We start from the raw sequence: 25,146 nt of genomic DNA, 5'->3' as shown, positions 1-25,146 counted from the left end.
ACTCGACCCCCGCCGCCGGACCGCCCCCACCGACCGGAGGAACCCCACCGACCGAATCGACCCCGTGCCCATCACCGCTCAACCGCACTCCGGCGGACTGCACCGCCCCGTCCGGGGTGCGCAGCACGGAGGCCGCCGCCCACGCCCCGCGGTCCGCGTCGAGCGCGTCCTCCAGTGCGGCGAGCCAGCCCGGTTCGGGTGCGGCGTCGTCGTTGAACCAGGCCACGAACGGGGTGCCGATCCGCGGCAGCGCCGCCGCGATGCCGCCCGCGTAGCCGAGGTTGCGCCGCAGCCGCAGCACCTCCGGCCGGGACGGGTGCCGGGCGATCAGCTCGGCGGTGCCGTCGTCGGAGGCGTTGTCCACCACCAGCGTCCGATGTGGACGGTTCAGTGCGGCGACCGCGTCCAGGCAGGCGGTCAGGTGCCGCCGCCCGCGCCAGGTCACGACCACGACCGTGCTCCGCACACCGCCTCCGTTCCGCGTCCGGCCCCGAACCCTAGGTGACGGCACCGCGCTTCCCGGCGGTACCGGTGAATTCGCAGCGTAGGGTTCTGCTCGGCGTGCAGGTGGCCGCCGCCCGCGAACCGGAGAGGTGATGAGGTGCCCGAGTTGGTCGTGATCGCCGAGCAGCTGGTCGCCCCGGTGCCGGGCGGAACGGGCCGCTACACCCGCGAACTGCTCGCCGCGCTCGCCGCCACCGCCCCCGCGGGCTGGGAGGTGCGCAGCGCGATCAGCCGGGGCGCCGATCCCGCCCGCGCCGCGGTGGACGGGGTGCGCGCCCCGGCGGTGCTGCCGCTGCCGCGCCGCGCCCTCACCGCGGCCTGGGAGCGCGGCCTGCCGCCGTGGCCGGGCGGCGACTCGGTGCACGCCATGACCCCGCTGGCCCCGGCTCGCAAGCGCGGCCGCGGCCTGGTGGTGACGGTGCACGACACCGTGCCCTGGACCCACCCGGAGACGCTCACCCCGCGCGGCGTCGCCTGGCACCGCCGCGCCATCGCCCGCGCCGCCCGCGACGCCGACGCGATCGTGGTGCCCACCGAGGCCGTCGCCGCCGACCTCGCCACCCGCGTCGCGCTGCGCGTCGACGTGCGGGTGATCGGCGAAGGGGTGCCCGGAGCGCTGCTGGCCGAGCCCGACCCGGACCGGGCGCGCACCGCCGCCGCGAGCCTCCCGTCCCGGTACCTGCTGACCGTCGGCACCTTCGAACCCCGCAAGGGCCACGCGCACCTGATCGAGGCGCTGGCCCGGCCGGAGGCACCTGACCTGCCGCTGCTGCTGGTCGGTGCGCCGGGCTGGGGCGGGGTCGACCCGGTGCGCTTGGCCGAACGGCACGGCCTGCCCGCCGGGCGGGTGCGGGTGCTGCGCGACATCGGCGACGCCGAGCTCGCCGTGCTGCTGCGGCGGGCGACGGCCCTGGTGGCGCCGAGCCTCGCCGAGGGCTTCGGTCTGCCGGTGCTGGAGGCGATGGCGCTGGGCACCCCCGTGGTGCACTCCGACGCTCCCGCCCTGCTGGAGGTCGCCGGGTCGGCCGGGCTCACCGCGCGCCGCGCCGACCCGCGCGCGCTGGCCCGCGAGCTGCGGATCGTCGTCGACGACGCGGACCAGCGCGCCCGGATGTCGGCGGCCGGTCCGCGCCGCGCCGAGCTGTTCGGCTGGCGGCGCGCGGCCGAGCAGGTGTGGCGGGCGCACCTCGAGGCGTGATTTGCGGAACCCCCCACGATCCGCACCGGCACCCCCGTACGCTGCACGCGTGCACAGAGGCGAGCCGCAGCTCCTCGTCGACGCCACCGCCGTCCCCGCGGACCGCGGTGGCGTCGGTCGCTACGTGGATTCCTTGTTGGCCGCGCTCGACCAGGACGGCGCGCAGCTGAGCGTCGCCTGCCAGCCGCGGGACGCCGCGCTGTACGGCAGGCTCGCCCCGAACAGCCGGATCATCCCCGCGGCGGAGGCCGTCGCGACCCGCACCGCCCGCCTCACCTGGGAGCAGACGACGCTGCCCCGGCTGGTGCGCAGGCTCGGCGCGCAGGTGCTGCACTCGCCGCACTACACGACGCCGCTGGCGAACCCGGCGGCGTCGGTGGTCACGCTGCACGACGCCACGTTCTTCACCGACCCGGCGCTGCACTCACCGGTGAAGGCCCGCTTCTTCCGCTCCTGGACGAAGGCCGCGCTGCGCCGCGCCACCCTGTGCGTGGTGCCGAGCGAAGCCACCGCCGACGAGCTCGCCCGCAGCGCCGGGGCCGACCGCTCGGCGATGCACGTGATGTACCACGGCGTCGACCCCGAGCACTTCCACCCGCCGTCGCCCCCGGAGATCGCGGCCGTGCGGGACCGGCTGGGCCTGCACGACCAGCCGTACGTGGCGTTCCTCGGCGCCCTCGAACCGCGCAAGAACGTGCCCGCGCTGATCAAGGGCTTCACGATGGCCGGCCGCGGCCGCTCCGACGACCCGGCGCTGGTGCTGGCCGGTCAGCCCGGCTGGGACACCAGGGTCGAGCGGGCGCTGGAGGCGGTGCCGCACCGCGTGCGGGTGATCCGCGCCGGCTACGTGCCGTTCGCCGAGTTACCCGGTTTCCTCGGTGGCGCGCACGTCGTCGCGTACCCGAGCATCGGCGAGGGCTTCGGGCTGCCCGTGCTGGAGGCGATGGCCTGCGGCGCGGCGGTGCTCACCACCGGACGGCTCAGCCTGCCCGAGGTCGGCGGAGACGCCGTCGCCTACTGCGGGGTGCGGCCCGCCGAGATCGCCACCGGGCTCACCGGGCTGCTCGACGACCCGGCCCGCCGCGCCGCGCTGTCGGCCGCCGCGCAGCGCCGCGCCAAGGAGTTCACCTGGGCCGCGTGCGCGGCGCAGCACCGCGAGGCCTACTCCCGTGCGCACCACCTGCACCGCCGCAGCCGCTGACGGGGCCTCACCGCCCCGCGGCCGCCGAGCGCCGTTCGGCAGAATGTCCGGGCGTGACCGCCTCTTCCCGCAGCCATGGCGACGAGCTCGCCATCGTCATCGTGACCTACTCGCCCGGCGAGACCCTCGACCGCAACCTCGACTCGATCCGCGCTGCCACCGAACGCCCGGTGCGGGTGGTCCTGGCCGACAACGGGTCGACGGACGGGGAACCGGAACGCGCCGCCGAGACCCGCTCCGAGGTCGAATTCCTGCCGACCGGGGCGAACCTCGGCTACGGCGGGGGAGCGAACCGCGGGGTGGCGGCGCTCGGCGAGGAGTACGGCTGGGTGGTGATCAGCAACGCCGACGTCGAATGGGCGCCGGGTGCGCTGGACGAACTGCTGGCCGCGGCCGAGCGCTGGCCGCGCGGTGGTGCCTTCGGCCCGCTGATCAACGAGCCCGACGGCACCGTCTACCCGTCCGCGCGGCTGCTGCCCTCGCTGGGACGGGGAGCGGGGCACGCGGTGCTCGGCCGGATCTGGCCGGGCAACCCGTGGACCCGCGCCTACCGGCAGTCCGAGGCGGTCGTCGAAGAGCGCACCGCGGGCTGGCTGTCCGGCTCCTGCCTGCTGCTGCGCCGCGAGGCGTTCGACGGCATCGACGGCTTCGACCCGCGCTACTTCATGTACTTCGAAGACGTGGACCTGGGGGACCGGCTCGCCCGCAAGGGCTGGCTGAACGTGTTCGTGCCCAGCGCGCGGATCACGCACATCGGCGGGCACGCCACCTCCAGCGCACCGGCGAAGATGCTGGTGGAGCACCACCGCAGCGCTTACCGGTACCTCGCGGACCGGCACCGGGGCGCGGTGTGGGCGCCGCTGCGGCTGGCGCTGCGGGCCGCGCTGGCGGTGCGGGCGCGGCTGGAAGTGCGGGCGCGCGGGAAGTAGCCGGGCGGGGCGGCGCGAGCTCCGCGCCGCCCGTCGAGCCGCGGCTAGTACTGCTGGCGGGCCGCGCGGGAGCCGAGCGGGCCGAACTGGCCCTCGGTGCGCTGCGCTTGGTACGGGTTCGGCGGCAGCTGCTGGCCGAAGTCCTCCTCGGGCCAGCCGTACGGGTCGTTCCGGCCGCTCTGCTGCTGGCCCTGCTGCCCGCCCTGCTGTTGCTGCTGGCCGCTCTGCTGCTGGCCCTGCTGCTGTCCGCCCTGCTGCGGGGGCTGCTGCCCCGACTGCTGCCCGGACTGCGGCCTGCCCTGCTGGTCACCGCCCTGCTGCGGCCGGTTCTGCGGCTGCCCAGACTGCTGCCCCGACTGCTGCTGAGCGCCCTGCCGGGCCTGCCCCTGCTGCCCGGTCTGCTGCGGCCGCTGCTCGGCGCGCTGCTGCTGCGGCCGGGCCGCCTGCTGCTGGGATCCGTGCTGCTGCGGGGGCTGCTGCTGCGACGTGGGCTGCGGGATCGCCGTCGTCGCGTCCGCGTCGACCTGCGCGTGGTCGGCGGCGGCGATCACGGTGCGCGGGATCCGCACGGTCGTCGAGGCGTCCATCGGCGAGGTGGCGCTGTCCGGTGTCACGACGAACGCGCCCCGTGCCCGCGCACGAGCAAGTGTTTCGTCGGCTCGGTCCCGCGGGTCCATAGCGGTGCCTCTCCATGCTTTCGCCGTCGGGTTCTCGGCCGCGTCGCGACCGTCGCGCTACCGCGGTGCGCCGTCGAGGAGCTCGTCGCGCCGCGGTCCCTTCATGTTGTCGCCGTCCCGCGGCAAGGTATGCGTGCCCTGTCCGCGTCCCGGCACGGGGTTCGACTTCGGTCCGCGCCGTGGCGCGGGGTTCGGTCCTGTTCCGCTGCTTCGCACTGTATCCGCCGTTGCCGTTCCGGGGCGGGTATCGGCGGTGGTCGGGCGCCCGGTGTCGTCGCGGCGCGACGATCGTCGTGCCACCACCGGGAGCGCTTCCGCGACGCCGAGGTGGGGCGGAGCCGCGGTCGTTCGGTCGAGTTCGGGGGCGGCCGTCCGGACCCGGGACCTCGCCGCGCCGTCGCGGCGGCCGTCCCGCGCGTGCCACCGGGAGGATGGGGGGTGTGCTGCGGTGCCGGGGCGCCGTGCCCGCGGAACGGACCGGTAGTGACCGATTCCACTGAGCCGGAACCCGGTCTCCATTATGCCGCCGTCGTTGTCACAGTATTCCCCCCAACGGGTTTTCGTCAGGATCTACCGGACGCGCTCGGCACCGGCGCGGGGAAGCCCCCGCCGCCGATGACCGCGGCCGCGTGCCGGTACCGGATGCCGGGACGAGCCCGGCGCGAGGAAGGAGGTCCGGTATGACCGCCGGTCCCGATGGTTCGCCCGGCCCGCTGCACGACGCGGAGGCGGTGGTGCTCGTCGGCGGCAAGGGCATGCGCCTGCGCCCCCTGACGCTGTCCGCGCCGAAGCCGATGCTGCCCACCGCCGGAGTGCCGTTCCTGAGCCACCTGCTCGCGCGGATCCGGGCGGCCGGCATCCGGCACGTCGTGCTCGGCACCTCCTACAAGGCCGAGGTGTTCGCCGAGCACTTCGGCGACGGCTCCGAGTTCGGCCTGGAGCTGGAGTACGTCGTCGAGGACGAGCCGCTGGACACCGCGGGCGCCATCCGCAACGTGGCGCACCTGCTGCGGGAGAAGGACGTGCTGGTGTTCAACGGCGACATCCTCTCCGGCCTCGACCTGCGCTCCCTCGTCGAGACCCACCGCGCCGGCGCGGCCGAGGTGACGCTGCACCTGGTGAAGGTGGCGGACCCGCGCCAGTTCGGCTGCGTGCCCACCGACGGCGACGGCCGGGTCACCGCGTTCCTGGAGAAGACCGAGGATCCGCCGGTCGACCAGATCAACGCCGGTTGCTACGTGTTCCGCCGCCCCGTGATCGAGGACATCCCGGCCGGTCGCCGGGTGTCGGTGGAGCGCGAGACCTTCCCGGGGCTGCTGGCCGCCGGTGCTCGGTTGCAGGGGCACGTGGACTCCTCGTACTGGCTGGACATGGGTACGCCCGCCGCCTACGTCCGCGGGTCGGCGGACCTGGTGCGCGGCGAGCTGCCCTCCGCGGCGCTGCCCGGCACCCCGGGCGAGGCCTTGCTGCTGCCCGGCGCGGACATCGCCGCGGGCGCCGTGGTCGACGGCGGCAGCACCATCGGCGCGGGCGCGGTCGTCGCGGAACGCGCCCGGATCACCGGCTCGATGGTGTTCGACGGCGCGCGGATCGGGGCCGAGACCGAGGTGGACGGTTGCGTGATCGGCGCCGGGGCCCGCATCGGTGCGGGCGTGGCGCTGCGCGGCGCGGTGATCGGCGACGGCGCGGTGATCGGCGACGAGTGCGAGCTGCTGGACGGCGCCCGGGTGTGGCCCGGTGTGGAGATCCCCGCCGGTGGCGTGCGGTTCTCGGCGGACCGGAGATGACCTGATGCGCACCACCTGGCAGCCGCCCGGCCCGCTGGACCTCCCGCAGGTGCTGGCCCCGCTGCGCCGCGGCAGCGGTGATCCCGCCAGCGCGGTCCAGGAGTCCGGTGCGTGGTGGCTGGCGTCGACCACCGCGCACGGCCCCGGGACGCTGCGGCTCGCCGCCGACCCGGCGGGCGCGGTCGTCGCCGAAGCGTGGGGCGACGGCGCGGAACCGCTGCTGGCCCAGGTGCCGGAGCTGCTCGGCGCGGCCGACGACGACGGCGGGTTCGTGCCCGTGCACGACGCGGTCCGGCGCGGCGCGCGGGCCGCCCGCGGCCTCCGGCTCTGCGCGACCGGGGGGGTGTGGGACGTGCTGGTCGCCGCGGTGCTGGAGCAGAAGGTCACCAACCGGGAGGCGTGGCGGTCCTGGCGCGAGCTGTGCCGCCGGTTCGGCACTCCCGCGCCCGGTCCGGCGCCGCGCGGGCTGTGCGCGCCGCCGAGCCCCCGGCAGCTGCGGGAGATCCGGGACTGGGAATGGCACCGGGCGGGCGTGGACGGTGCCCGGCGGCGCACCCTGATCGCCGCGGCCGGCGTGGCGCACCGCCTGGAGCGGGCCGTGGAGCTGGGCGGGGAGCCGGGCCGCGCGCTGCTCCAGCACGTCCCCGGCATCGGGCCGTGGACGGCGGCGGAGGTCGCGCAGCGCGCCTGGGGCGACCCGGACGCGGTCAGCGTCGGCGACTACCACCTGTCGACGATCGTCGGGATCGGGCTCGAAGGACGGCCGATGGACGACGCGGAGATGCTCGACGCGCTCGCCCCGTACGCGGGCCAGCGGCACCGGGCGGTGCGCTACCTCGGCGCGGCCGGGGTCCGGCGCCCCCGGTTCGGGCCGCGTCTGCCGCCCCGCGACTACCGCGTGCTCTGAACCGGGTGCGGGCGGGCCGCGGCCAGCAGCGGGCCCAGGTCGGACTCCGCGGGCAGCGCGTCGATCGGCCACCAGCGCAGGTCCAGCGACTCGTCGCTGCGCACCGGCTCGGCGCCCGCGGGCGCGCGCACCAGGTACCGCACGTCGAAGTGCCGCGTCGGCACGCCCAGCGAGCAGGTGATCGGGTGCACGTCCAGGTGCACCGGTTCCGCGGACACCGCCAGCCCGTCGATCCCGGACTCCTCGGTGGCCTCCCGCAGCGCGGCGCCCGCCAGCGAGGTGTCCTCCGGTTCGCAATGCCCGCCGAGCTGCAGCCACTTCCCGACCCGCGGGTGCAAGGTGAGCAGCACGTGCTCCCCGGCCGCGTCCAGCAGCACCGCCGACGCCGTCACGTGCCCCGGCGCGCAGGCGCGCAGGCACGCGTCCTCGCGCGCGTCGAGCAGCGCCAGGAACGCGTGCCGCAGCGCCTCCTGCCCGTAGTCGGACGGCCGCCATCCGCGCAGCACCTGTTCCGCGTCCGCGTGCAACACCTCGGCCCCCACGACCGAACCTCCTCGCGCTCGCACCCGCTCACTCGGCGGAACCTGCGGTGATGTCAGAGTTCCAGCAGCCCGTCGTCCAGCTCGCGCGGCGGCCGCGGGCCGCCGCCCGGCTCGGCCGGGTGCCCGACGGCCACCGCGCCCAGCGGTTCCCACGACTCCGGCAGCTCCAGCGCCGACCGCACCACGTCGGGGCAGAACATCGTCGAGGACACCCAGCAGGAGGCGAGCTCCTCCGCGGCCAGCGACACCAGCAGCCCCTGCACGGCGGCACCGCCCGCGACGGTGAACATCTCCCGCTCCGCGGCGGTGCGCCGCGCGTCCGGGTAGTCGTGCGCGCCGTCCCGGACCAGGAACGGCAGCACCAGTTCCGGTGCCGCGTACAGCAGGTCGCCGCGGCCCACCCGGCGCTGCGCGGAAGCCTCCTCGCGGCCGTCGCCGCGCAGGTCCGCCAGCCACGCCGTGCGCATCGCGTCCAGCAGCTTCGCCCGCAGCGGCCGGTCCCGCAGCCACACGAACCGCACCGGGCGGGTGTGGTGCGGGGCGGGTGCGGTCAGCGCGGCGGCCACGGCGCGGCGCACCGGTTCCTCGGCCACCGGTTCCGCGCTGAACGAGCGCACCGAGCGGCGCAGCAGCACCGCTTCCCGGCGGCCCTGCGCGATGGCCTCGTCGGTGCCGAGCCGGAACAGGTCGTGCTCCACCGGCCGCGCCAGGTCCCGCGCCGAGGAACCGTCGTCCTCGGTGCTCAGCCCGCGCAGCACCGCCACCGGCACGCCGCCGAGCTTGCCCTTCACCAGGTCCGCGGCGGCGGCGACCTCGTCGGCGATGGCGACCTCGGTGACGGCCAGCTCGTTGCCCTGCGCGTCGATGCTGCCCGCGTACCGGTGCAGCACCCGCAGCCCGGCCGCGCCGATCGCCGCGTCGGTCTGCCCGTTGCGCCAGGTCCGCCCCATCGTGTCGGTGATCACCACGCCGACCTGCACGCCCAGCCGGTCGGCCAGGCCGGCGCGCAGCCTGCGCGCCGAGGCGTCCGGGTCCTCCGGCAGCAGCGCGATCCGGTCCAGCGCCACGTTCGAGGCGTCCACCCCGGAGGCGGCCTGCACGATGCCCAGCTTGTTCCGCGTGATCAGCGTGTTCCGGAACCGCGCCAGCACCTCGGTCGCCTCGGAGCGCACCAGCTCGCGGCGCAGCCGCTCCCGCTCCTCCGGGTCGCGCGGGGTGCGCACCACCCGGCCCTCGACCTTCGAGACGACCTTGCTGGTGACCACCACGACGTCCCCGTCGGACAACCACGGCGCGCTCGCCGCGATGGAGGCCGCCACGTCGTCGCCGGGCCCGAACTCGGGCAGCCCGGTCACCGCGAACAGCTGGAGCCCGGCGGTCGCCGCGTGATCCCTCATGACCCCTCCGGAACCGAGAGCCCGGCCGCGTCGAACGCGGCCCGCGCCATCTCCGCCGTCGCGTCCACGTCGGACATCAGCAGCGGCACGTCCCGCACCGCCACGCCGGGCACGTCGGCGGTGTCGCCGGTGTGCACCAGCCACGCGTCGAGCACGCCGTCGGCGGACTCCGCGCGGGAACCGTAGAGCCTGCCGACCGCCTCGGCGGAGGTCTCCACGCCGATCGCGGTCAGGCAGGCGTCGGCCATGCCGCGCAGCGGGCGGCCGCCGATGATCGGGGACACGCCCACCACGGGCGCCGCCGTCGAGCGCAGCGCCTCCCGGAAACCGGGCACCGCGAGCAGCGTCCCCACGCTCACCACCGGGTTCGACGGCGCGACCAGCACCACGTCGGCCCCGGAGATCGCCTCGGCGACCCCCGGTGCGAGCGAAGCCTCCTCGGCGCCGACCGGCACGATGGCGCCCGCGGCGGGTTCGGCGCGATGGCGCACCCACCACTCCTGGAAGTGCACCGCGGTCGGCTCGCCGGTGGCCGGGTCCTCGATCGCCACGTGCGTTTCGACCCGGTCGTCGCTGACCGGCAGCAGCCGCACCCCGGGCCGCCAGCGGTCGCACAGCGCCTCGGTCACCGCGGACAGCGGGTAGCCGGCGCGCAGCATCCGGGACCGCACCAGGTGGGTGGCGATGTCCCGGTCGCCCAGCCCGAACCAGCTCGGTTCGGCGCCGTAGGCGGCCAGCTCCTCCTTCACCGACCACGTCTCGCCGACGCGGCCCCACCCCTTCTCGGTGTCGATGCCGTCGCCGAGGGTGTACATGCAGGTGTCCAGGTCCGGGCAGACCCGCAGCCCGTGCATCCACACGTCGTCGCCGATGTTGACCACGGCGGTCACCTCGTGCGGGGACGCGCCGTCGCCTTCGCCGAGCGCGGGCATGCCCAGCGCCGCCTTGACCCCCAGCAGGAACCGCGCCCCGCCGACTCCACCGACCAGTGCTACGACCTTCACCCCGCGATCCTCGCACGCGGGCGGGGGCGTCCGAGGCCGGACCGGTGTCCGCTGCGTCACCGGCGGGGCCCGCGGATCAGAACTCCCAGAAGCGGAACGACTCCTGGCCCAGCAGCGCCAGCACCGGTTCGCCACCGACGAGGCCGAAGACGAGGTAGGCCAGCGAGAAGAACGCCCGGCCCACGAACGGCACCGCGAACAGCAGCAGGAACAGCACCAGCGGCGCCCACGGCCGCGCCTTCTCGCCGAGCTCCCGCGCCCGGTACGACAGCCACGGCTCGATCGCGCCGTACCCGTCCAGGCCCGGGATCGGCAGGATGTTCAGCACGAACGCGATCACCTGCAGGAACGCCAGGTAGGACAGCCCGGTGGACAGCCCCTGCGGCATCGGCACCAGCTGCACCGCGGCCGTGATCAGCATCCCGAGCACCAGGTTCGTCAGCGGGCCGGCCAGCGAGACCATCGACTCGACGCGCCGGTTCCGCAGCGCGTGGTGGTTGATCCACACCGCCCCGCCGGGCAGCGGGATGCCACCGGCGATCACGAAGAGCAACGGCAGCACGATGCTGAGTACCGGATCGGTGTAACGGCGGGGGTCCAGCGTCAGGTACCCCTTCGCCGGGACCGAGAGGTCGCCGCCCCGGTACGCGGTGATCGCGTGGCCGAATTCGTGCAGGCACAGCGACGTGGCCCACCCGCCGAGGACGATCAGCACGATGCCGGTGGTCCGGGCGAACGACTGGTCCACGGTGGCCAGGACGCCACCGAGCACCGTCGCGCCGAGCAGGGCCAGGAACAGGGGGCTCACTCGCGTGTTCACCCCACCAGTGTCCCCGGTCGGCCCCGACCGCCGGGTGCCGACGGGTGAAAAGTCGCGATTCGCGCTGCGCGGCGCCGCCACCTGGCGTATCGGCCCGCCGACAAAAGAGTGCCGGAGTTGCGTCATGCGGCGGGAGCGGTGGGGTCCCTCAACGGGTTGGCTCCGCTTGACCGAGTGGAGCTACACCGGTGTAATCACAGCGGTGTCATTCTCCGCTGAAATGATTGCTCGGCGGCGGGTTCGCCGGGCGGTCCACCGCAGAGCGGTCGGCCGCCGGCGGTGAATCCCGGCGAATCGTCCGGTTCGGTTTTCCACCTCGTGGATTTTCCGCCTGCCGGATTTCGAGCGGAGGCCGGGGAAAGGGAGCCCCGGCAGGTGGCCATGGTCGAACGGGCGGGTCCGGTGAGAGGGCCGGTGCGCTGCCCGGGCGGCGACGCGGGGCGCGGTGCGCCTCACGTCCGGAGTGCATCCCGAACGGTCCTGGGGAGGGCCGCAGGGAACGGGAGCGATCGGGGGAGGACCAATGTGGGAGACAGGTCAAGCCCACCTGATGGAACAGGGCCGCTTGATGGAACAGAGTCATCCGCTGCTTCAGGGGAACCTGGTGCAATGGGGGGATCGGCAGGAATCCGAGACCACGGATGCCGATGTGCTCGCTCAGCTCTTCGAACTGGGTGAGCCGGAACAGGAGTGGCAGGAGCGCGCATTGTGCGCGCAAACCGATCCGGAGGCCTTCTTCCCGGAGAAGGGCGGCTCCACTCGCGAGGCCAAACGCATCTGCGCGGGCTGCGAGGTCCGATCCGAATGCCTGGAGTACGCGCTGGAGCACGACGAGCGCTTCGGCATCTGGGGCGGGCTGTCCGAGCGGGAGCGCCGCCGCCTCAAACGACGCGCGGTGTGAAGCCGGGCCCGCGCCCGCAGGTCCGGAGGGGCCGGCGGCGCGCCGGGCCCGGCTCCGCACCGGAGGCATCCGTCCCGGACCGGCCCGCGCTGATCACCTGAGACACCTGCGCGGACGCCCGTCCCGGTTCGGAGACAGGCTCTGAGGTTTCCGGCTCCCGTCCACTACCGTCGTGCGGTGATCGCACCACGGCAGGGGAGGACACTGTGGCCGGGACCGCGCCGCGCCTGAACACCGCGCCCGCACTGGCGGTGCTGGTGTGCCACGACGGCGACCGCCGGTTGCCGGAGGTGCTGGCCGCGCTGCGCGAGCTCACCGTCCGGCCGCGGCACCTGCTCGCGGTGGACACCGGTTCCACCGACGGCACCGCGGACCTGCTGGCGGGCGCCTCCGACCTGGTGGACGGGGTGCTCGACCTGCCGCCGGAGACCGGGTTCGGCGCCGCGGTCGCGGCGGCCACCGAGCACGCCGTCGCCCGCTGGGGCGATCCGGGCCGCTGGTTGTGGCTGCTGCACGACGACTCCGCGCCCGAGCCGGACTGCCTGCGCCGGTTGCTGGACGTCGCCGAGCTCGATTCGGCCGCGGCCGTGCTGGGGCCGCTCGGCCTGGACTGGGACGATCCGCGGCTCGTGGTGGACGCCGGGTTGTCCACCGACGCCTCCGGGCACCGGCAGACCGGCATCGGGGCCGCCGAGGTCGATCCGGAGCTCGCCTGGGCGGAGGCCGATGCGGGCGGGGATGCCGCCGCGGACCCGGGTCGGGACGGTGCGGGACGGGACGATCCGGAACGGTCCACGCCCGAGCGTGCCGAGAACGAGCGTGCCGAGAACGAGCGTGCCGGGGCCGAACGGGCCGGGGCCGAGACCGGGACCGAACCGGCCGGGACCGAACGCTCGGCGACCGAGCACCTCGCGACCGAGCGAGCCCGGACCGAGGAACCCCGGACCGAGGAACCCGCGACCGAGCGAGCCACGACCGAACGATCCGGGATCGAACCCGCGGAGGCAGGGGCTGCGGAGGAGGCGGCCGAAGCGACCGGGACCGGAACGACCGGAGCGCAGCGCGGGACGGGCTCGACCGGGACCGAACCCGCCGCCGCGGAAGCCGGGGACGAACCCGCCGCGGCCGCGAGCACCGCACCCCGGGCCGCCGGGTCCACATCGGACGACCGGCGCTCGGCCCCCACCGACGTCCGCGTCGTCTCCGAAGTCCTGGCCGTCTCCACCGCCGGCGCCCTGGTCCGCCGAGGGGTCTTCGAGCGGCTCGGCGGCTTCGACCCGGCCCTGCCGCTGGGCTTCGACGACATCGACTTCGGCTGGCGCACCAACTCCGACGGGCACCTGGTGCTGTGCGTGCCGAGCGCCCGGATGCGCCACGCGGGCGCGCTGCGCACCGGCGACCGGGCACCCGACGCGACCGGGCGCGGGTTGCGGGCCGCCGAGCGCGTCGGCGGGGTGCGCACCTTCCTGGCCAACGCGCCGCTCCGGTCGTTCCTGCTCGGCGTGCCGCGGCTCGCGCTGCTGGTGCTGCTGCGCGCCGCCGGGTTCGGGCTGCTGTGGCGGCGGCGGGACGCGGCCGCCGAACTCGCCGCGTTCACCGCGCTGGTCACCGGCCGGATGGGGCTGCGCGCGGCGCGCGCCGAGCGGCGCGCCACCACCGCGGAACCGTCCGGGGTGCGCGGCCTGCTCACCAGCCGGGTGACGCGGTTGCGCAACGGGTTCCGGGCCGCGTTCGCCGGGCTGGTGCGGGAGCGGGTGCGCCGCGAGGTGGTGCTCGGCCGCACCCCCGCCGCGCTCGGGCCCGCGCGGGTGACACCGGTGGCCGCCGCGCCGCGTTCCGTCGGCCCCGCCGCGCTCCCCGCCGGGGCGCTCGGCACCCGCAGGCGCAGCGTCGGCGGCCTGCGCCGTCCCACCGGACCCGTGGTGGTGCCGGTGGCGGCCGCGCCCGCGGAGGAGGAGCAGCGGCGGCCCTCCCCGGTGCCGCGCGACGCGAACTCCGCACCGGAACCGGATCGCAGGCTGCTGCTGGTGCAGGTGGACCGGCGCCGGGTGCTGCGGGAACTGGTGCTGGCGCCGCCGGTGGTGCTCGCGGTGGTGCTCACCGCGATCGCGCTGGTCACGCACGGCCTGGTCGCCGAGCACGCCCGGTTCGGCGCCGAGCTGCAGGGCGGTCGGCTGTTCGCGGCCGTCGACCTCGGTTCGACCTGGCGGGAGTACCTGGCTTCCTGGCACCCGGTCAACGGTGGCACCGGCTCGCCCGCACCGGCCTCGCTGCTGGTGCTGGCGCTGCTGGGCACGGTGCTGGCGCCGCTCGGCGGGCCGCAGGCGGTGGTGGCGCTGCTGCTGCTGTTCGGCGTGCCGCTGGCCGGGCTCACCGCGTACGCCGCGACCCGCACGCTGCCGATGCGCGGGAGGCACCGGGCGCTGGCCGCGGGCGCCTACGCGCTGCTGCCGCTGGCCACGTCCGCCGCCGGGCAGGGCCGGCTCGACGTGGTGGTCGCGCACGTCCTGGTCCCGCCGCTGCTGGCGGGCATCGCCTCCGTGATCGGGCTGACCAGGCTGGCGATGCTCGCCCAGTCCCGGCACTGGCTGGGCACGGCCTGCGCGACGGCGCTCGGCCTGGCCGTGCTGGGCGCGTTCGCCCCGCTGGTGCTGGCGCTGCTGGTGGTGCTGGCGCTGCTCGGGTTCGTGGCGGTGCCCGGCGAGGCGCGTCGCGGGGGGCACCGGATGGCCGGGCTGGCCGCGCTGGTGCTGCTGCCGATCGTCTGCCTGCTGCCGTGGCCGGTCGTGCTGGTGCGGCACCCGGAGCTGCTGCTGCACGGGCTCGGCGCGCGGGTCACCGAGCTGCCCGCCGGGTGGTGGCCGCTGCTGCTGAGCGCCGACGGGGATCCGGCGACCTGGGCCGGCGGGCTGCTTGTGCTGGTGGCGCTGCTGGCCGCGGTGCTCGCCCCGCGCCCGGCGATGATCCCGGGCGCGGTGACCGCGGTCGCCGGGTGGGCGGTGGCCTTCGCCGTGGACCGGATCGCGATGACCCCGGTGGCGGGCGGACCGGCCAGCACCGGCGGAACCGGAGCTCCGCTGGTGGTGGCCGCGGCCGGGTTGCTGTGGACGGCGCTGTCCGCGGGACCGCTGCCGGTGCGGGTGCCGAGCAGGGTCCTCGCGGCCGCGTTGACCGGGACGCTGCTGCTCGCCGGGGTGAGCGCGGTGCTCGCCGGGCGCGGGCCGCTGCGGCTGGCACCGACCGGCGGGATCCCGGCGCTGGCCGCCGCGCTCGCCGGGCCCGGCGGCATGCTGCTCGTCGAGCGCGGCCCGGCCCCGGCCCGGCTGGTCGAGGGCCGCGCGCCGCACTTCGGCGATGACGACCTGGTACCGGTGCCGGAAGCGGTGCGCTGGCTGCGGGAGGTCGAGGCGGACCTGCTCTCCGGCGACCCGCAGCGGGTGCGGACCGCGCTGGCCACCGCAGCGGCCCGCGGCACCGGTCACGTGGCGGTGCCGGACGCGGCGACCGCCGACCGGCTGCGGGCGGCGGCCGGTGACCTGGTGACCGATCACGGCGAGCTCGGCGACGGCACCCCGGTGCTGCGGGTGCTGCTGCCGTCCGGCCCGGTGCAGCTGCTCGGCCCCGACCTGGCTCGGCAGTCGCGGCTGGCGGGTACGCCGTCCCCGCAGGCCCGGCCGCTGGGCGTGCCCGCGACGCTGCCGGAGGTCGCGGTGCGCGTCTCGGACGGCGGGGTGGGCCGGGTGCTGCTGCTCGCCGCCGAGCACGAACCCGGCTGGCACGCGGTGATCGACGGACGGGAGGCGCCGCTGGCCGAGGGCTGGGGACACCAGGTCGCGGTGCCGGTGCCGGAATCGGCGAGCGAGGTCCGGGTCGGCTACGGCGACTCGTCCCGCACCGCGCTGCTCGTGGTGCAGGCCGCGGCCATCCTGTTCACCGCCATCGGCGCGCTGCCGTCCCGCCGCCGCTCCGACGAGTCCTGAACCGCCGGGCGGGGCCGGTCAGCAGGGCCTCACTGGCCTTCGATGACGTCCGGGTCGAGGCCGAGGTAGGTGGCGACCTGCTCGATGAGCACGTCGTGCAGCAGGTCGGCCATGTCCTGGCCGTCGCGGGCGCGGGCCTCCAGCGGCCTGCGGTAGAGCACGATGCGTGCGCGGGTCGGCAACCCGCGGCGGTCCACCCCGGCGGGGACGAGCCGCGCCAGCGGCACGTTCGCGTCCACCACCACGTCGTCGTCCCAGACGACCTTCTCGGGGGCGGTGACCTGGACCTCGGGCACCTCGTCGACGGCCACGTCGAGCTCGGTCAGCTCGGCGTGCCAGCGCTGCTCGATCGGCTCCAGGGCTTCCAGCACGATCGCGTCGAACCGCTGCGAACGGCTGCGCGCGACCGGGACCGACGACGGGTACAGGGGGCCGCGCAGGCCGCGCCCTCGACGATCCCGCCGGGCTAGCGTCCGGCGCCGATATCCACGTGCGGTCACCACGGGCTGAGGGTACGCCCTCAGGACCGCCGCGGGGATGCCCGTTCGGGTCGCCTCTCGGCACCGGAGGTGAGCACGCGACGTCACCGGACTGCCCGACACCCGTTCAGCGCAGCGCGAACAAGGTCCGCCACCTGCGCGAACCCGCCGGTGAGCGGCGTGCGCGCCGGAAGATCGGGATCGGGGCGCGAGGACGTTTCCGCGTGCCTCCGGCGCGGGCTGGACGGGGGGCGCTATCGTGCCAGTCGTGCGGAGCGTGAGGCGGTGCTCGCGGACCGGGTGTACCAACCCGGCCGTTGCGACGCTTACGTATGCCTATGCGGACTCGACCGCGGTGGTCGGACCGCTCGCCACGTATGCGGAGCCCCACAGCTACGACCTGTGCGAGGAGCACGCGTTGCGGCTGACGGTGCCGAAGGGCTGGGAGGTCGTCCGGTACGAGGGCGAGTTCTCGCTGCCGGAAGGTTCCGCGGACGACCTGACCGCGCTGGCCGAGGCGGTCCGCGAAGCGGGGCGCTCGGACCGGCCGGTGGATCCGCCGGACTTCTCCGTGGGCGGCGGCAGGCGAGGTCACCTGCGGGCGCTGCCCGACCCCCGCGACGATTAGGGGATCCCGAACGTGACGTGCCGCTCGTGGCCGTCGGGAGCTCTCCGCAAGATCACCGATCGCCGGTAGGCTCGGACCGCAGCGAGGTTGGCCGGACTACGTAGGGATGTGCAGCGTGCGGGACCTGTCGGAGATCGTCAAGGCGTACGACATCCGCGGGGTGGTGGATGAGCAGCTCGACGCCGACGTCGTTCGGGAGATCGGTGCCGCGTTCACCAGGCTCGTCGGCGGTCCGGCCGTCGTCGTCGGGCACGACATGCGGGACTCCTCGCCGGGGTTGGCCGCCGCGTTCGCCGAGGGCGTCACCGGGCAGGGCGTCGACGTGATCTCCATCGGCTTGGCCAGCACCGACATGCTCTACTTCGCCTCCGGCACGCTGGAGCTGCCGGGCGCCATGTTCACCGCCAGCCACAACCCGGCCCGCTACAACGGCATCAAGCTGTGCCGGGCGGGCGCCGCACCGGTCGGCCAGGACAGCGGGCTGTCGGAGATCCAGGAGCTCGTCTCGCACGGCGTTCCCGAGTTCCTGGGCGCGAAGGGCAGCGCCTCCGAGCGGGACATGCTCGCCGAGTACGCGGAGTTCCTGCGCGGCCTGGTGGACCTGAGCGGGATCCGGCCGCTGAAGGTCGTCGTCGACGCCGGGAACGGCATGGCCGGGCACACGGTGCCGAAGGTGTTCGACGGCCTGCCCGTCGAGGTGGTGCCGATGTACTTCGAGCTGGACGGCGACTTCCCGAACCACGAGGCGAACCCGCTGGACCCGGCGAACCTGGTGGACCTGCAGGCGAAGGTGCGCGAGGTCGGCGCCGACGCCGGGCTGGCCTTCGACGGCGACGCGGACCGCTGCTTCGTGGTGGACGAGAACGCCGACCCGGTGGCGCCGAGCGCGATCACCGCGCTGGTCGCGGTGCGCGAGCTGGCGAAGGAACCGGGCGCGACCGTCATCCACAACCTGATCACCTCGCACGCGGTGCCGGAGATCGTCGCCGAGCGGGGCGGCAAGCCGGTGCGCACCCGCGTGGGGCACTCGTTCATCAAGCAGACCATGGCCGAGACCGGCGCCATCTTCGGCGGCGAGCACTCGGCGCACTACTACTTCCGGGACTTCTGGAAGGCCGACTCCGGCATGCTGGCCGCGCTGCACGTGCTGGCCGCGCTGGGCGGTCAGGACGGCGCGCTGTCCGGGCTGATGGCCGAGTACTCCCGCTACGCCGCCTCCGGCGAGATCAACTCGACGGTGGACGACCAGGCCGGGCGGATGCGCGCCGTGGCCGAAACCTACCGGGAACGTTCCGGTGCTCGAATCGACGAGCTCGACGGGCTTACCGTGGAGCTGGCGGACGGCTCCTGGTTCAACATCCGGCCTTCGAACACCGAGCCGCTGCTGCGGTTGAACGTGGAGGCGCCGGACGCCGCCGCGGTCGCCGCGCTGCGCGACGAGGTGCTCGCCGTGGTGCGGGGCTGACCGAGTGATACCGCCCGCTGGGCGTGGACCGGGTGTGGACTCAGGAGGGAACGTGGCCGTGGCCCTGGAACCGACATTGCTGGAGATCCTCGCCTGCCCGGCACCGGACCACGGCGCGCTGCGCGCCGAGGGCGGCACCGCGCAGGACGAGTACTTGACGTGCACTTCGTGCGGCCGCGGCTACCCGGTGCGGGACGGCATCCCGGTGCTGCTGGTCGACGAGGCCGTCGGCGGCCCCGAGGATCCTGGCTCGACCGGGGAGAGGTGACCTCCGGTGCTCGACGACAGCCTCTTCGACGATCCCGACCGGCTCACCGAGGCCGACTCGCGCGGGCTGTTGCGATCCGCGGCGCTCGCGGGTGCGCAGGTGCGGGCGGCTGCGGAGACCGTGCAGGAGATCGGTTTCGACGACCTCGCCGACGGCAGGCCGCGCTCGCTGGTGCTGATCTCCCGGCCCGGCCTCGGCCCGTCCGCGTGCGGGGTGCTGGCCGCGCTGGCCGGCCCGTCCTGCCCGGTACCGGTGATCGTGGCCGAGTCGGTCCCGGTGTGGGTGGGACCGCTGGACGTGGTGTTCGCGCACACCCCGGACCCGGGTGATCCGACGCTGGCCGAAGGGGTGGCGACCGCGACCCGGCGGGGCGCCTCGGTGGTGCTGGCCGCCCCGCCCGACGGACCGGTGGCCGCGTCCGGCGCGGGCCGGGCGAAGGTGGTGCCGCCGCGGATCCCGGTGCCGGACGAGCTGACGTTCGCGCACGTGTTCACCGTGGGCCTCAGCGTGTTCGTCGCGCTCGGCCTGCTGCGCTGCGACACCGATCAGCTGGCCGACGAGCTGGACCGGGAGGCGGAACGCGCCCACCCCGGGCAGGAACCGCTGATGAACCCGGCGAAGTCGCTGGCGCTGCGGCTCGCCGACCACGAGGCGCTGCTGTGGGGCGTGGACCTGACCGCCACCGCCGTCGCCGGGCACGGCTCCTACGCGTTGGGCGTGCACGCGGGCCTCGCCTGCGACGTGGCGAGCCACGCGCAGGCCACCACCCGGCACGCGCTGTACCGCTCGGTGCGCGACACCGGCTCGGACCTGTTCGCCGACCCGGACGAGGACGGCGGCGCGACTCCCCGGGTCTTCCTGATCAGCACCCGGCACGACGAGCGCTCGGAGGCGGACGAACGCGCCGCGACCCGATCGCTGCCGGGCGCGGACCTGGTCGCCCCCGGCGAGTCGGCGCGGGCCGACGCGGTGCTGCGGGCCGCGGTGCTCGCGTTGCGGTTCGATCTCGCCGCGGTCTACCTGGGCCTCGCGGCGGGCACGCTCGGAGGTCCGGGCAGGCAGGCACTGGCCGTGCACTGACCGGACGGGGCGAACCCTGGGTGATTGCCGGGGACGTCCCTGGTGCACTGGTGGCGGAGAGGCGATGTCCTGGTTCCAGGGTCGGCGCCCTACGGTGCTGGTCCGAGGATGCGTGCGCGCCTGACCAGCGGTGAAGAGAGCGAGAAGGACTGTGGAGTTACTGCGGAACGCGGTGCGCCCCTACGCGTGGGGCTCGCGTACCGCCATCGCCGATCTGCTCGGCCGGCCCGTTCCCACTCCGCACCCCGAGGCAGAACTGTGGATGGGCGCGCACCCGGGCGACCCGTCGAAGCTGGTGCGCCCGGACGGCAGCGAGGAATCGCTGCTGGACCTGCTCGACGCGGACCCGGCGCACCACCTCGGCGAGGTGTGCACCGACCGGTGGGGCAGCAGGCTGCCGTTCCTGCTCAAGGTGCTCGCCGCGAACGAGCCGCTGAGCCTGCAGGCGCACCCGTCCGCGGAACAGGCCGCGGAAGGCTTCGAGCGGGAGGAACGCGCGGGCATCCCGCGCAACGCGCCGAACCGGAACTACCCGGATCCCACGGCGAAGCCGGAGCTGGTCTGCGCGCTCACCGAGTTCCACGCGCTCGCCGGTTTCCGGGAGGCGCACCGCACGGTGCGGTTGCTGGGCGAGCTGGACGTGCCGACGCTGCGCCCGCACACCGCGCTGCTGGCGGCGCAGCCGGACGCCGACGGGCTGCGCGCGCTGTTCACCACGTGGATCACGCTGCCCGAGCACTACCTGCGGGGGCTGCTGCCGGAACTGCTCGACGCCTGCGTGCGGCACGTGCGCGAGCACGGCGAGTTCGCGCTGGAGTGCCGCACGGTGCTGGAGCTGGGGGAGGCGTACCCGAACGACGCGGGCGTGCTGGCGAGCCTGCTGCTGAACCGGCTGGTGCTGCAGCCGGGCGAGGCGATCTACCTGCCCGCCGGCAACCTGCACGCCTACCTGCAGGGCACCGGAGTGGAGATCCTGGCGAACTCGGACAACATCCTGCGCTGCGGGCTCACCCCGAAGCACGTGGACGTGCCGGAGCTGCTGCGGGTGCTGGACTTCACCTGCGGGGACATGCGGGTGCACAAGGGCGAGTCGCTGGACGGGAACCTCACCGTCTACCAGACGCCCGCCGAGGAGTTCCGGCTGTCCAGGGTGGACTGGTCCCCGGCGAACTCGACCGCGGTGCGGCTGGACTCGGACGGTCCGCAGATCCTGCTGTGCACGAAGGGCGCGTTGCGGCTGACCGCGCAGCGCCCCGGCGCGGAACCGGCCGAGCTGGAGCTGGGGAAGGGCCAGTCGGTGTGGCTGGCGGCCTCGGACCCGGCGGTGCTGGCGAGCCCGGTGTGCCCGGACGGGACGGCGCAGGTGTTCCGCGCGGCCGCGGGCACCTAGCGGGCGCGAATCCGCTCATACCTGCTCTGTCCGGGTGATCGTGGCGGTAGATTCCCCGCGGAACGCAAGGAACCGAACTCGGGAGCGATACGTGTCAGCAGGTGGCGGAACCAAAGCGATCCTGGCGGCGCTGGCCGCGAACGCGGGCATCGCCGTGGCCAAGTTCGGCGGATTCCTGTTCACCGGGTCCTCCTCGATGCTGGCGGAGTCGGTGCACTCGGTGGCCGACACCTCGAACCAGGGCCTGCTGCTGCTCGGGCAGAAGACCTCGGTGCGCAGGCCCACCGCGGAGCACCCGTTCGGCTACGGGCGGGACCGCTACTTCTACTCGTTCGTCGTGGCGCTGCTGCTGTTCAGCCTCGGTTCGGTGTTCGCGCTGTACGAGGGCGTGCACAAGATCCAGCACCCGGAGCCGTTGACCTCGCCGCTCGTGGCGGTGGTGATCCTGCTGGTGGCGATCGCGCTGGAGTCCTACAGCTTCACCACCGCGATCAAGGAGTCCCGCGCCATCAAGGGCGAGCTGAGCTGGTGGCAGTTCATCCGGCAGGCCAAGACCCCGGAGCTGCCGGTGGTGCTGCTGGAGGACGCGGGCGCGCTGCTCGGCCTGGCGTTCGCGCTCGGCGGCGTGGGGCTGGCGGTGCTGACCGGGAACCCGGTGTTCGACGGCGTCGGCACGGTCTGCATCGGCCTGCTGCTCGGCGTGATCGCGGTGATCCTGATCGTCGAGACGAAGAGCCTGCTGATCGGGGAGGGCGCGAGCCGGTCGGTGCTGGACGAGGTCGTCGGCGAGCTGCGCGGTGGCCGGGTGCGGCGCGTCATCCACATCCGCACCCAGTACCTCGGCCCGGACGAGCTGCTCGTCGCCGCGAAGATCGCCCTGGTGCCGTCGCTGGACGTGGCGGAGGTCGCAGCGGAGATCGACGCCGCCGAGGCGCGGGTGCGGGCGAAGGTTCCCGCGGTGCGGCTGATCTACCTCGAACCGGATCTGGACCGCGGAGCGGTCTCGGAACCGGCGGTGGATCCGGGTTCCGCGACGGACTCGGAACCGTCGATCGAGCCGCCTCGGGACTGATTCGCCGCAGATCTTTCTCCGTTCGCGGGGGCTTTCCCGATGATCTGCGGATAACCGGGAAATCGTGCCACCGGGCGCCGGTCTACCTGCAATGACACCGCTGCTGTGTGCGGACTGTGATCGCTTGGAGGCATTTGGCGGATCAACTTGTCCTCCGGGTGGACGGGGCGGTCACAGAGCATTAACGAATCGCGACCCCCACACTGTTTCCTAGCTAATCCGGTGCAACACTCCCCCGCTAGGGTGCGTTCCACCATTCGGGTTGGAAGAGGAGGGCGACAGTGCCAGGGACCGGGCTGTGGCGAACGAAGACGGTCGAGCAATCGATCAAAGACACCGATGAGCCGGACACGAAGCTCCGAAAGAACCTCGGTGCCTGGGACCTGATGGTCTTCGGCGTCTCGGTCGTCATCGGTGCGGGGATCTTCACGCTCGCCGCCTCCACAGCGGGGGACGTGACCGGCCCATCGGTATCGCTGTCCTTCGTCTTCGCGGCGATCGCCTGCGGGCTCGCCGCGGTCTGCTACGCGGAGTTCGCCTCGACCGTGCCGGTCGCGGGCAGCGCGTACACGTATTCGTACGCGACGTTCGGCGAGTTCATCGCCTGGATCATCGGCTGGGACCTGATCCTGGAGTTCGCGGTCGCCGCCGCGGCCGTCAGCAAGGGCTGGTCCAGCTACCTGCAGCAGGTGCTGCAGCTCATCGGGATCAACGGGGTCCCGACGAAGTTCGAGCTCGGGCCGCTGCAGTTCGACTGGGGCGCTTTGCTGCTGATCGCCGGGCTCACCGCGGTGCTCGCGCTGGGCACCAAGCTGTCGGCGCGGGTCAGCCTCGTGATCAGCGCCCTCAAGGTGTTCGTGGTGCTGCTGGTCGTCGTGGTCGGGCTGTCCTACATCAACCCGTCCAACTACACGCCGTTCATCCCGCCGGCCGAGTCCGGCGCGGAGGACGCCTCCAAGCTGGACCAGTCGCTGCTGTCGCTGCTGCTGGGCGGTGAGACGAGCAGCTTCGGCGTCTTCGGCCTGCTCGCCGGTGCCTCGCTGGTGTTCTTCGCGTTCATCGGCTTCGACGTCGTCGCCACCACCGCGGAGGAGACCCGCAACCCGCAGCGCGACGCGCCGCGCGGCATCTTCGGCTCGCTGGCCATCGTCACCGTGCTGTACGTGGCCGTCGCCGTCGTGGTGACCGGCATGGTCAACTTCAAGGACCTGGCCACCGTGAACGGTGAGAAGGCCACGCTGGCGACCGCCTTCCAGCTCAACGGCGTCACCTGGGCCGCCGGGGTCATCACGGTCGGCGCGCTCGCCGGCCTCACCACCGTCGTCATGGTCATGTTCCTCGGCCAGGTGCGGATCCTGTTCGCCATGTCCCGCGACGGGCTGCTGCCGCGCGGGCTGGCCAAGACCCACGAGGAGCACGGCACCCCGGTGCGGGCGACGCTGCTCGTCGGCGGCATCGTGGCGCTGGCCGCGGCGTTCTTCCCGGCGGACAAGCTGGAGGAGATGGTCAACGTCGGCACGCTGTTCGCGTTCATCCTGGTGTCCGCCGGCGTGATCATCCTGCGCCGCTCGCGGCCGGACCTGCCGCGCGGTTTCCGGGCGCCGCTGGTGCCGCTGGTCCCGATCCTGGCGATCATCGCCTGCCTGTGGCTGATGCTGAACCTGACCGCGCTGACCTGGGTGCGGTTCATCGTCTGGATGATCGCGGGCGTGGTGGTGTACTTCCTGTACAGCCGCAAGCACTCGCGGCTCGGCCAGCAGCAGCGGGAGGTCGCCGCGGGCGGCTCCGTCTGATCCGCCGTTCGCGCGCAGCGGGGCCGTTCCCCTCCGGGGGAGGGGCCCCGCTTCGTTGCGCACCCCGGCCGCGCGGAGTGCACGCTTGGCATCTACTTGCCGATGTGCGTACACTTTCCATATGGAAAATGAATCGAACGCCTCCGGACGCGACCAGCTCGGCCAGCTCGACCAGGTCGCCGACGCGCGCCGCCGCATCGCCACCCACGTCGGGTTCCCCACCGCCTACTGGGTGGTCTACGGCGTCCTGCTCGTCGTGCTGGCCGGACTGCCGATCTGGATGGACCTGCTGGGCGCGGACTACAGCGCCTACCTGTCGTGGGGATTCGCGGTGATCGCCATCGGCTCGGCCTTCTTCACCGCCGCCCGGCGCCGCCGCTCCGGCGTCTACCTGCCCAAGCGCATCGGCTCCTACCCCGGCGCCCGGCCGTTCTGGCTGGCCGCGCTCGGCATCACCGCGGTCGGCTTCGGCGCCATCGCAGTGCTGGTCAGGTACCAGCAGCAGGGGATCGCGCTGCTGGTGCTGCCCGTCGTGGCCGTCGCGGTGTTTGCGGCGCAGGTGAAGACCCGGGCGGCGATGCGGCGCGACCTCGAAGAAGGCCGGGTCCGGCCGTGACGGGTGCGCACCACGAAGGCGACGGGCGCCAACCCCTCTTCGAGACCGGGCCCAGGCTGGCGCTGTGCGCTCTGCTGCAAGGCGCCGAGTGGGTCGACTTCGCGACCGCCCGGGACATGCTGGGCGTCAGCGACTCCGTCCTGTCCAAGCACAGCCGGGCGCTCGAAGAAGCCGGCCACCTCGAAGTGCGCAAGGGCTCGGTCGGGCGCAGGCCGCGGACCTGGTTCCGGCTCACCCCGGAAGGCAGGACCGCGATCAGCAACCACCTGAACTGGCTCTCCGGCCTCCGGGCGGCTTTGGACGGGGAGTGGTGAGGTGGTCCTGCTGCGAGGGGGACGGGTGACGGAACGTCACCACCTGCCTTCGAACCCTGCCCCGCGGGTCGTGTCCCGCGTCCTGTCAGCGGCGAAGCCGCTGGGCCGCCGACCACCGAAGCAGCCCGACCACCGGCGGGTTCTCAGCGGTTCCCCCGCGAGGACGGCGAGTTCGCTGTGCATGGACGTACATG

The 25,146-nt window shown here is 74.3% G+C and carries 23 protein-coding genes; 16 read left to right on the top strand and 7 right to left on the bottom strand.

Going from position 1 to position 25,146, the window contains the following annotated elements; translation table 11 throughout:
- On the bottom strand, positions 1–466 hold a 466-nt coding region (locus tag LCD31_RS16775), incomplete at its 3' end, for a glycosyltransferase family 2 protein (RefSeq protein ID WP_224959295.1).
- A gap of 135 nt (positions 467–601) precedes the next feature.
- Here LCD31_RS16775 and LCD31_RS16770 point away from each other — a divergent pair.
- From LCD31_RS16770 to LCD31_RS16760, 3 genes are read left to right on the top strand one after another with little or no spacing between them, the layout of a single operon-like run.
- Entirely contained in the window at positions 602–1,702 is a 1,101-nt protein-coding gene (locus LCD31_RS16770; protein ID WP_224959293.1) for a glycosyltransferase family 1 protein, read from the top strand.
- A gap of 49 nt (positions 1,703–1,751) precedes the next feature.
- Positions 1,752–2,903 (top strand): glycosyltransferase family 1 protein, encoded by a 1,152-nt coding sequence (locus LCD31_RS16765; protein WP_224959291.1) that lies wholly within the window; start codon positions 1,752–1,754, stop codon positions 2,901–2,903.
- Positions 2,904–2,956: 53 nt separating this feature from the next.
- Entirely contained in the window at positions 2,957–3,832 is an 876-nt protein-coding gene (locus LCD31_RS16760) for a glycosyltransferase family 2 protein (RefSeq protein WP_224959290.1), read from the top strand.
- Between the two features lie 44 nt (positions 3,833–3,876).
- Here LCD31_RS16760 and LCD31_RS16755 read toward each other — a convergent pair whose 3' ends face one another.
- Positions 3,877–4,446, bottom strand: coding sequence for a hypothetical protein (locus LCD31_RS16755; RefSeq protein WP_224959289.1), 570 nt, complete (start codon positions 4,444–4,446; stop codon positions 3,877–3,879).
- A 743-nt stretch (positions 4,447–5,189) separates the two neighbouring features.
- Here LCD31_RS16755 and LCD31_RS16750 point away from each other — a divergent pair.
- Both LCD31_RS16750 and LCD31_RS16745 read left to right on the top strand, forming a co-directional pair.
- Positions 5,190–6,296 carry a sugar phosphate nucleotidyltransferase gene (locus LCD31_RS16750; RefSeq protein WP_224959288.1) on the top strand — a complete coding sequence of 369 codons (1,107 nt, stop codon included), beginning with the start codon at positions 5,190–5,192 and terminating at the stop codon, positions 6,294–6,296.
- 4 nt (positions 6,297–6,300) lie between these two features.
- Complete coding sequence (locus LCD31_RS16745; RefSeq protein ID WP_224959287.1) at positions 6,301–7,203, top strand: DNA-3-methyladenine glycosylase; 903 nt, start codon at positions 6,301–6,303, stop codon at positions 7,201–7,203.
- Here the strand turns inward: LCD31_RS16745 and LCD31_RS16740 are convergent.
- The 4 genes from LCD31_RS16740 to LCD31_RS16725 all read right to left on the bottom strand — a co-directional run bounded on the left by LCD31_RS16740 (position 7,188) and on the right by LCD31_RS16725 (position 10,966).
- Entirely contained in the window at positions 7,188–7,745 is a 558-nt protein-coding gene (locus LCD31_RS16740) for an NUDIX hydrolase (RefSeq protein ID WP_224959286.1), read from the bottom strand. The two genes, LCD31_RS16745 and LCD31_RS16740, sit on opposite strands and share 16 nt — an antisense overlap.
- 53 nt (positions 7,746–7,798) lie before the next feature.
- Positions 7,799–9,142, bottom strand: a complete 1,344-nt coding sequence (locus tag LCD31_RS16735) for a coenzyme F420-0:L-glutamate ligase (RefSeq protein ID WP_224959285.1) — start codon at positions 9,140–9,142, stop codon at positions 7,799–7,801.
- Positions 9,139–10,146, bottom strand: a complete 1,008-nt coding sequence (cofD, locus tag LCD31_RS16730) for a 2-phospho-L-lactate transferase (protein ID WP_224959283.1) — start codon at positions 10,144–10,146, stop codon at positions 9,139–9,141. The genes LCD31_RS16735 and cofD overlap by 4 nt, the downstream gene beginning before the upstream one ends.
- 76 nt (positions 10,147–10,222) lie before the next feature.
- Positions 10,223–10,966 (bottom strand): site-2 protease family protein, encoded by a 744-nt coding sequence (locus tag LCD31_RS16725; RefSeq protein WP_224959281.1) that lies wholly within the window; start codon positions 10,964–10,966, stop codon positions 10,223–10,225.
- A gap of 568 nt (positions 10,967–11,534) precedes the next feature.
- Here LCD31_RS16725 and LCD31_RS16720 point away from each other — a divergent pair.
- Positions 11,535–11,867: a WhiB family transcriptional regulator gene (locus LCD31_RS16720; RefSeq protein WP_224959299.1), complete on the top strand. Its 333-nt coding sequence runs from the start codon at positions 11,535–11,537 to the stop codon at positions 11,865–11,867.
- A gap of 206 nt (positions 11,868–12,073) precedes the next feature.
- On the top strand, positions 12,074–15,847 hold the full coding sequence (locus LCD31_RS16715; RefSeq protein ID WP_224959279.1) for a glycosyltransferase family 2 protein: 3,774 nt from the start codon (positions 12,074–12,076) through the stop codon (positions 15,845–15,847).
- A gap of 29 nt (positions 15,848–15,876) precedes the next feature.
- Here LCD31_RS16715 and LCD31_RS16710 read toward each other — a convergent pair whose 3' ends face one another.
- The gene (locus LCD31_RS16710; protein ID WP_184482313.1) at positions 15,877–16,350 is read right to left on the bottom strand and encodes a metallopeptidase family protein; all 474 of its coding nucleotides are present in this window, start codon (positions 16,348–16,350) and stop codon (positions 15,877–15,879) included.
- Positions 16,351–16,594: 244 nt separating this feature from the next.
- Here LCD31_RS16710 and LCD31_RS16705 point away from each other — a divergent pair, with 244 nt between their 5' ends.
- The 9 genes from LCD31_RS16705 to LCD31_RS16665 all read left to right on the top strand — a co-directional run bounded on the left by LCD31_RS16705 (position 16,595) and on the right by LCD31_RS16665 (position 24,952).
- Positions 16,595–16,954, top strand: a complete 360-nt coding sequence (locus tag LCD31_RS16705) for a DUF3499 domain-containing protein (RefSeq protein ID WP_224959277.1) — start codon at positions 16,595–16,597, stop codon at positions 16,952–16,954.
- Positions 16,955–17,069: 115 nt separating this feature from the next.
- Positions 17,070–18,419 (top strand): phosphomannomutase/phosphoglucomutase, encoded by a 1,350-nt coding sequence (locus tag LCD31_RS16700; RefSeq protein ID WP_224959275.1) that lies wholly within the window; start codon positions 17,070–17,072, stop codon positions 18,417–18,419.
- Positions 18,420–18,471: 52 nt separating this feature from the next.
- Positions 18,472–18,687 (top strand): Trm112 family protein, encoded by a 216-nt coding sequence (locus LCD31_RS16695; RefSeq protein ID WP_224959273.1) that lies wholly within the window; start codon positions 18,472–18,474, stop codon positions 18,685–18,687.
- A 6-nt stretch (positions 18,688–18,693) separates the two neighbouring features.
- On the top strand, positions 18,694–19,767 hold the full coding sequence (locus tag LCD31_RS16690) for a hypothetical protein (protein WP_224959271.1): 1,074 nt from the start codon (positions 18,694–18,696) through the stop codon (positions 19,765–19,767).
- Positions 19,768–19,918: 151 nt separating this feature from the next.
- Positions 19,919–21,157, top strand: coding sequence for a mannose-6-phosphate isomerase, class I (gene manA, locus LCD31_RS16685; RefSeq protein WP_224959270.1), 1,239 nt, complete (start codon positions 19,919–19,921; stop codon positions 21,155–21,157).
- Positions 21,158–21,248: 91 nt separating this feature from the next.
- Positions 21,249–22,229 carry a cation diffusion facilitator family transporter gene (locus LCD31_RS16680; RefSeq protein ID WP_224959269.1) on the top strand — a complete coding sequence of 327 codons (981 nt, stop codon included), beginning with the start codon at positions 21,249–21,251 and terminating at the stop codon, positions 22,227–22,229.
- A 281-nt stretch (positions 22,230–22,510) separates the two neighbouring features.
- On the top strand, positions 22,511–24,022 hold the full coding sequence (locus LCD31_RS16675) for an amino acid permease (RefSeq protein ID WP_224959268.1): 1,512 nt from the start codon (positions 22,511–22,513) through the stop codon (positions 24,020–24,022).
- A 121-nt stretch (positions 24,023–24,143) separates the two neighbouring features.
- Positions 24,144–24,638 (top strand): hypothetical protein, encoded by a 495-nt coding sequence (locus tag LCD31_RS16670; RefSeq protein WP_224959267.1) that lies wholly within the window; start codon positions 24,144–24,146, stop codon positions 24,636–24,638.
- The gene (locus tag LCD31_RS16665) at positions 24,635–24,952 is read left to right on the top strand and encodes a transcriptional regulator (RefSeq protein WP_224959266.1); all 318 of its coding nucleotides are present in this window, start codon (positions 24,635–24,637) and stop codon (positions 24,950–24,952) included. The genes LCD31_RS16670 and LCD31_RS16665 overlap by 4 nt, the downstream gene beginning before the upstream one ends.
- Positions 24,953–25,146: the final 194 nt, after the last annotated feature.

This window comes from Saccharopolyspora sp. 6M (assembly GCF_020176775.1).
Lineage (GTDB): Bacteria > Actinomycetota > Actinomycetes > Mycobacteriales > Pseudonocardiaceae > Saccharopolyspora_C > Saccharopolyspora_C gregorii.
This window is presented reverse-complemented; position numbering and strand designations above follow the sequence as displayed.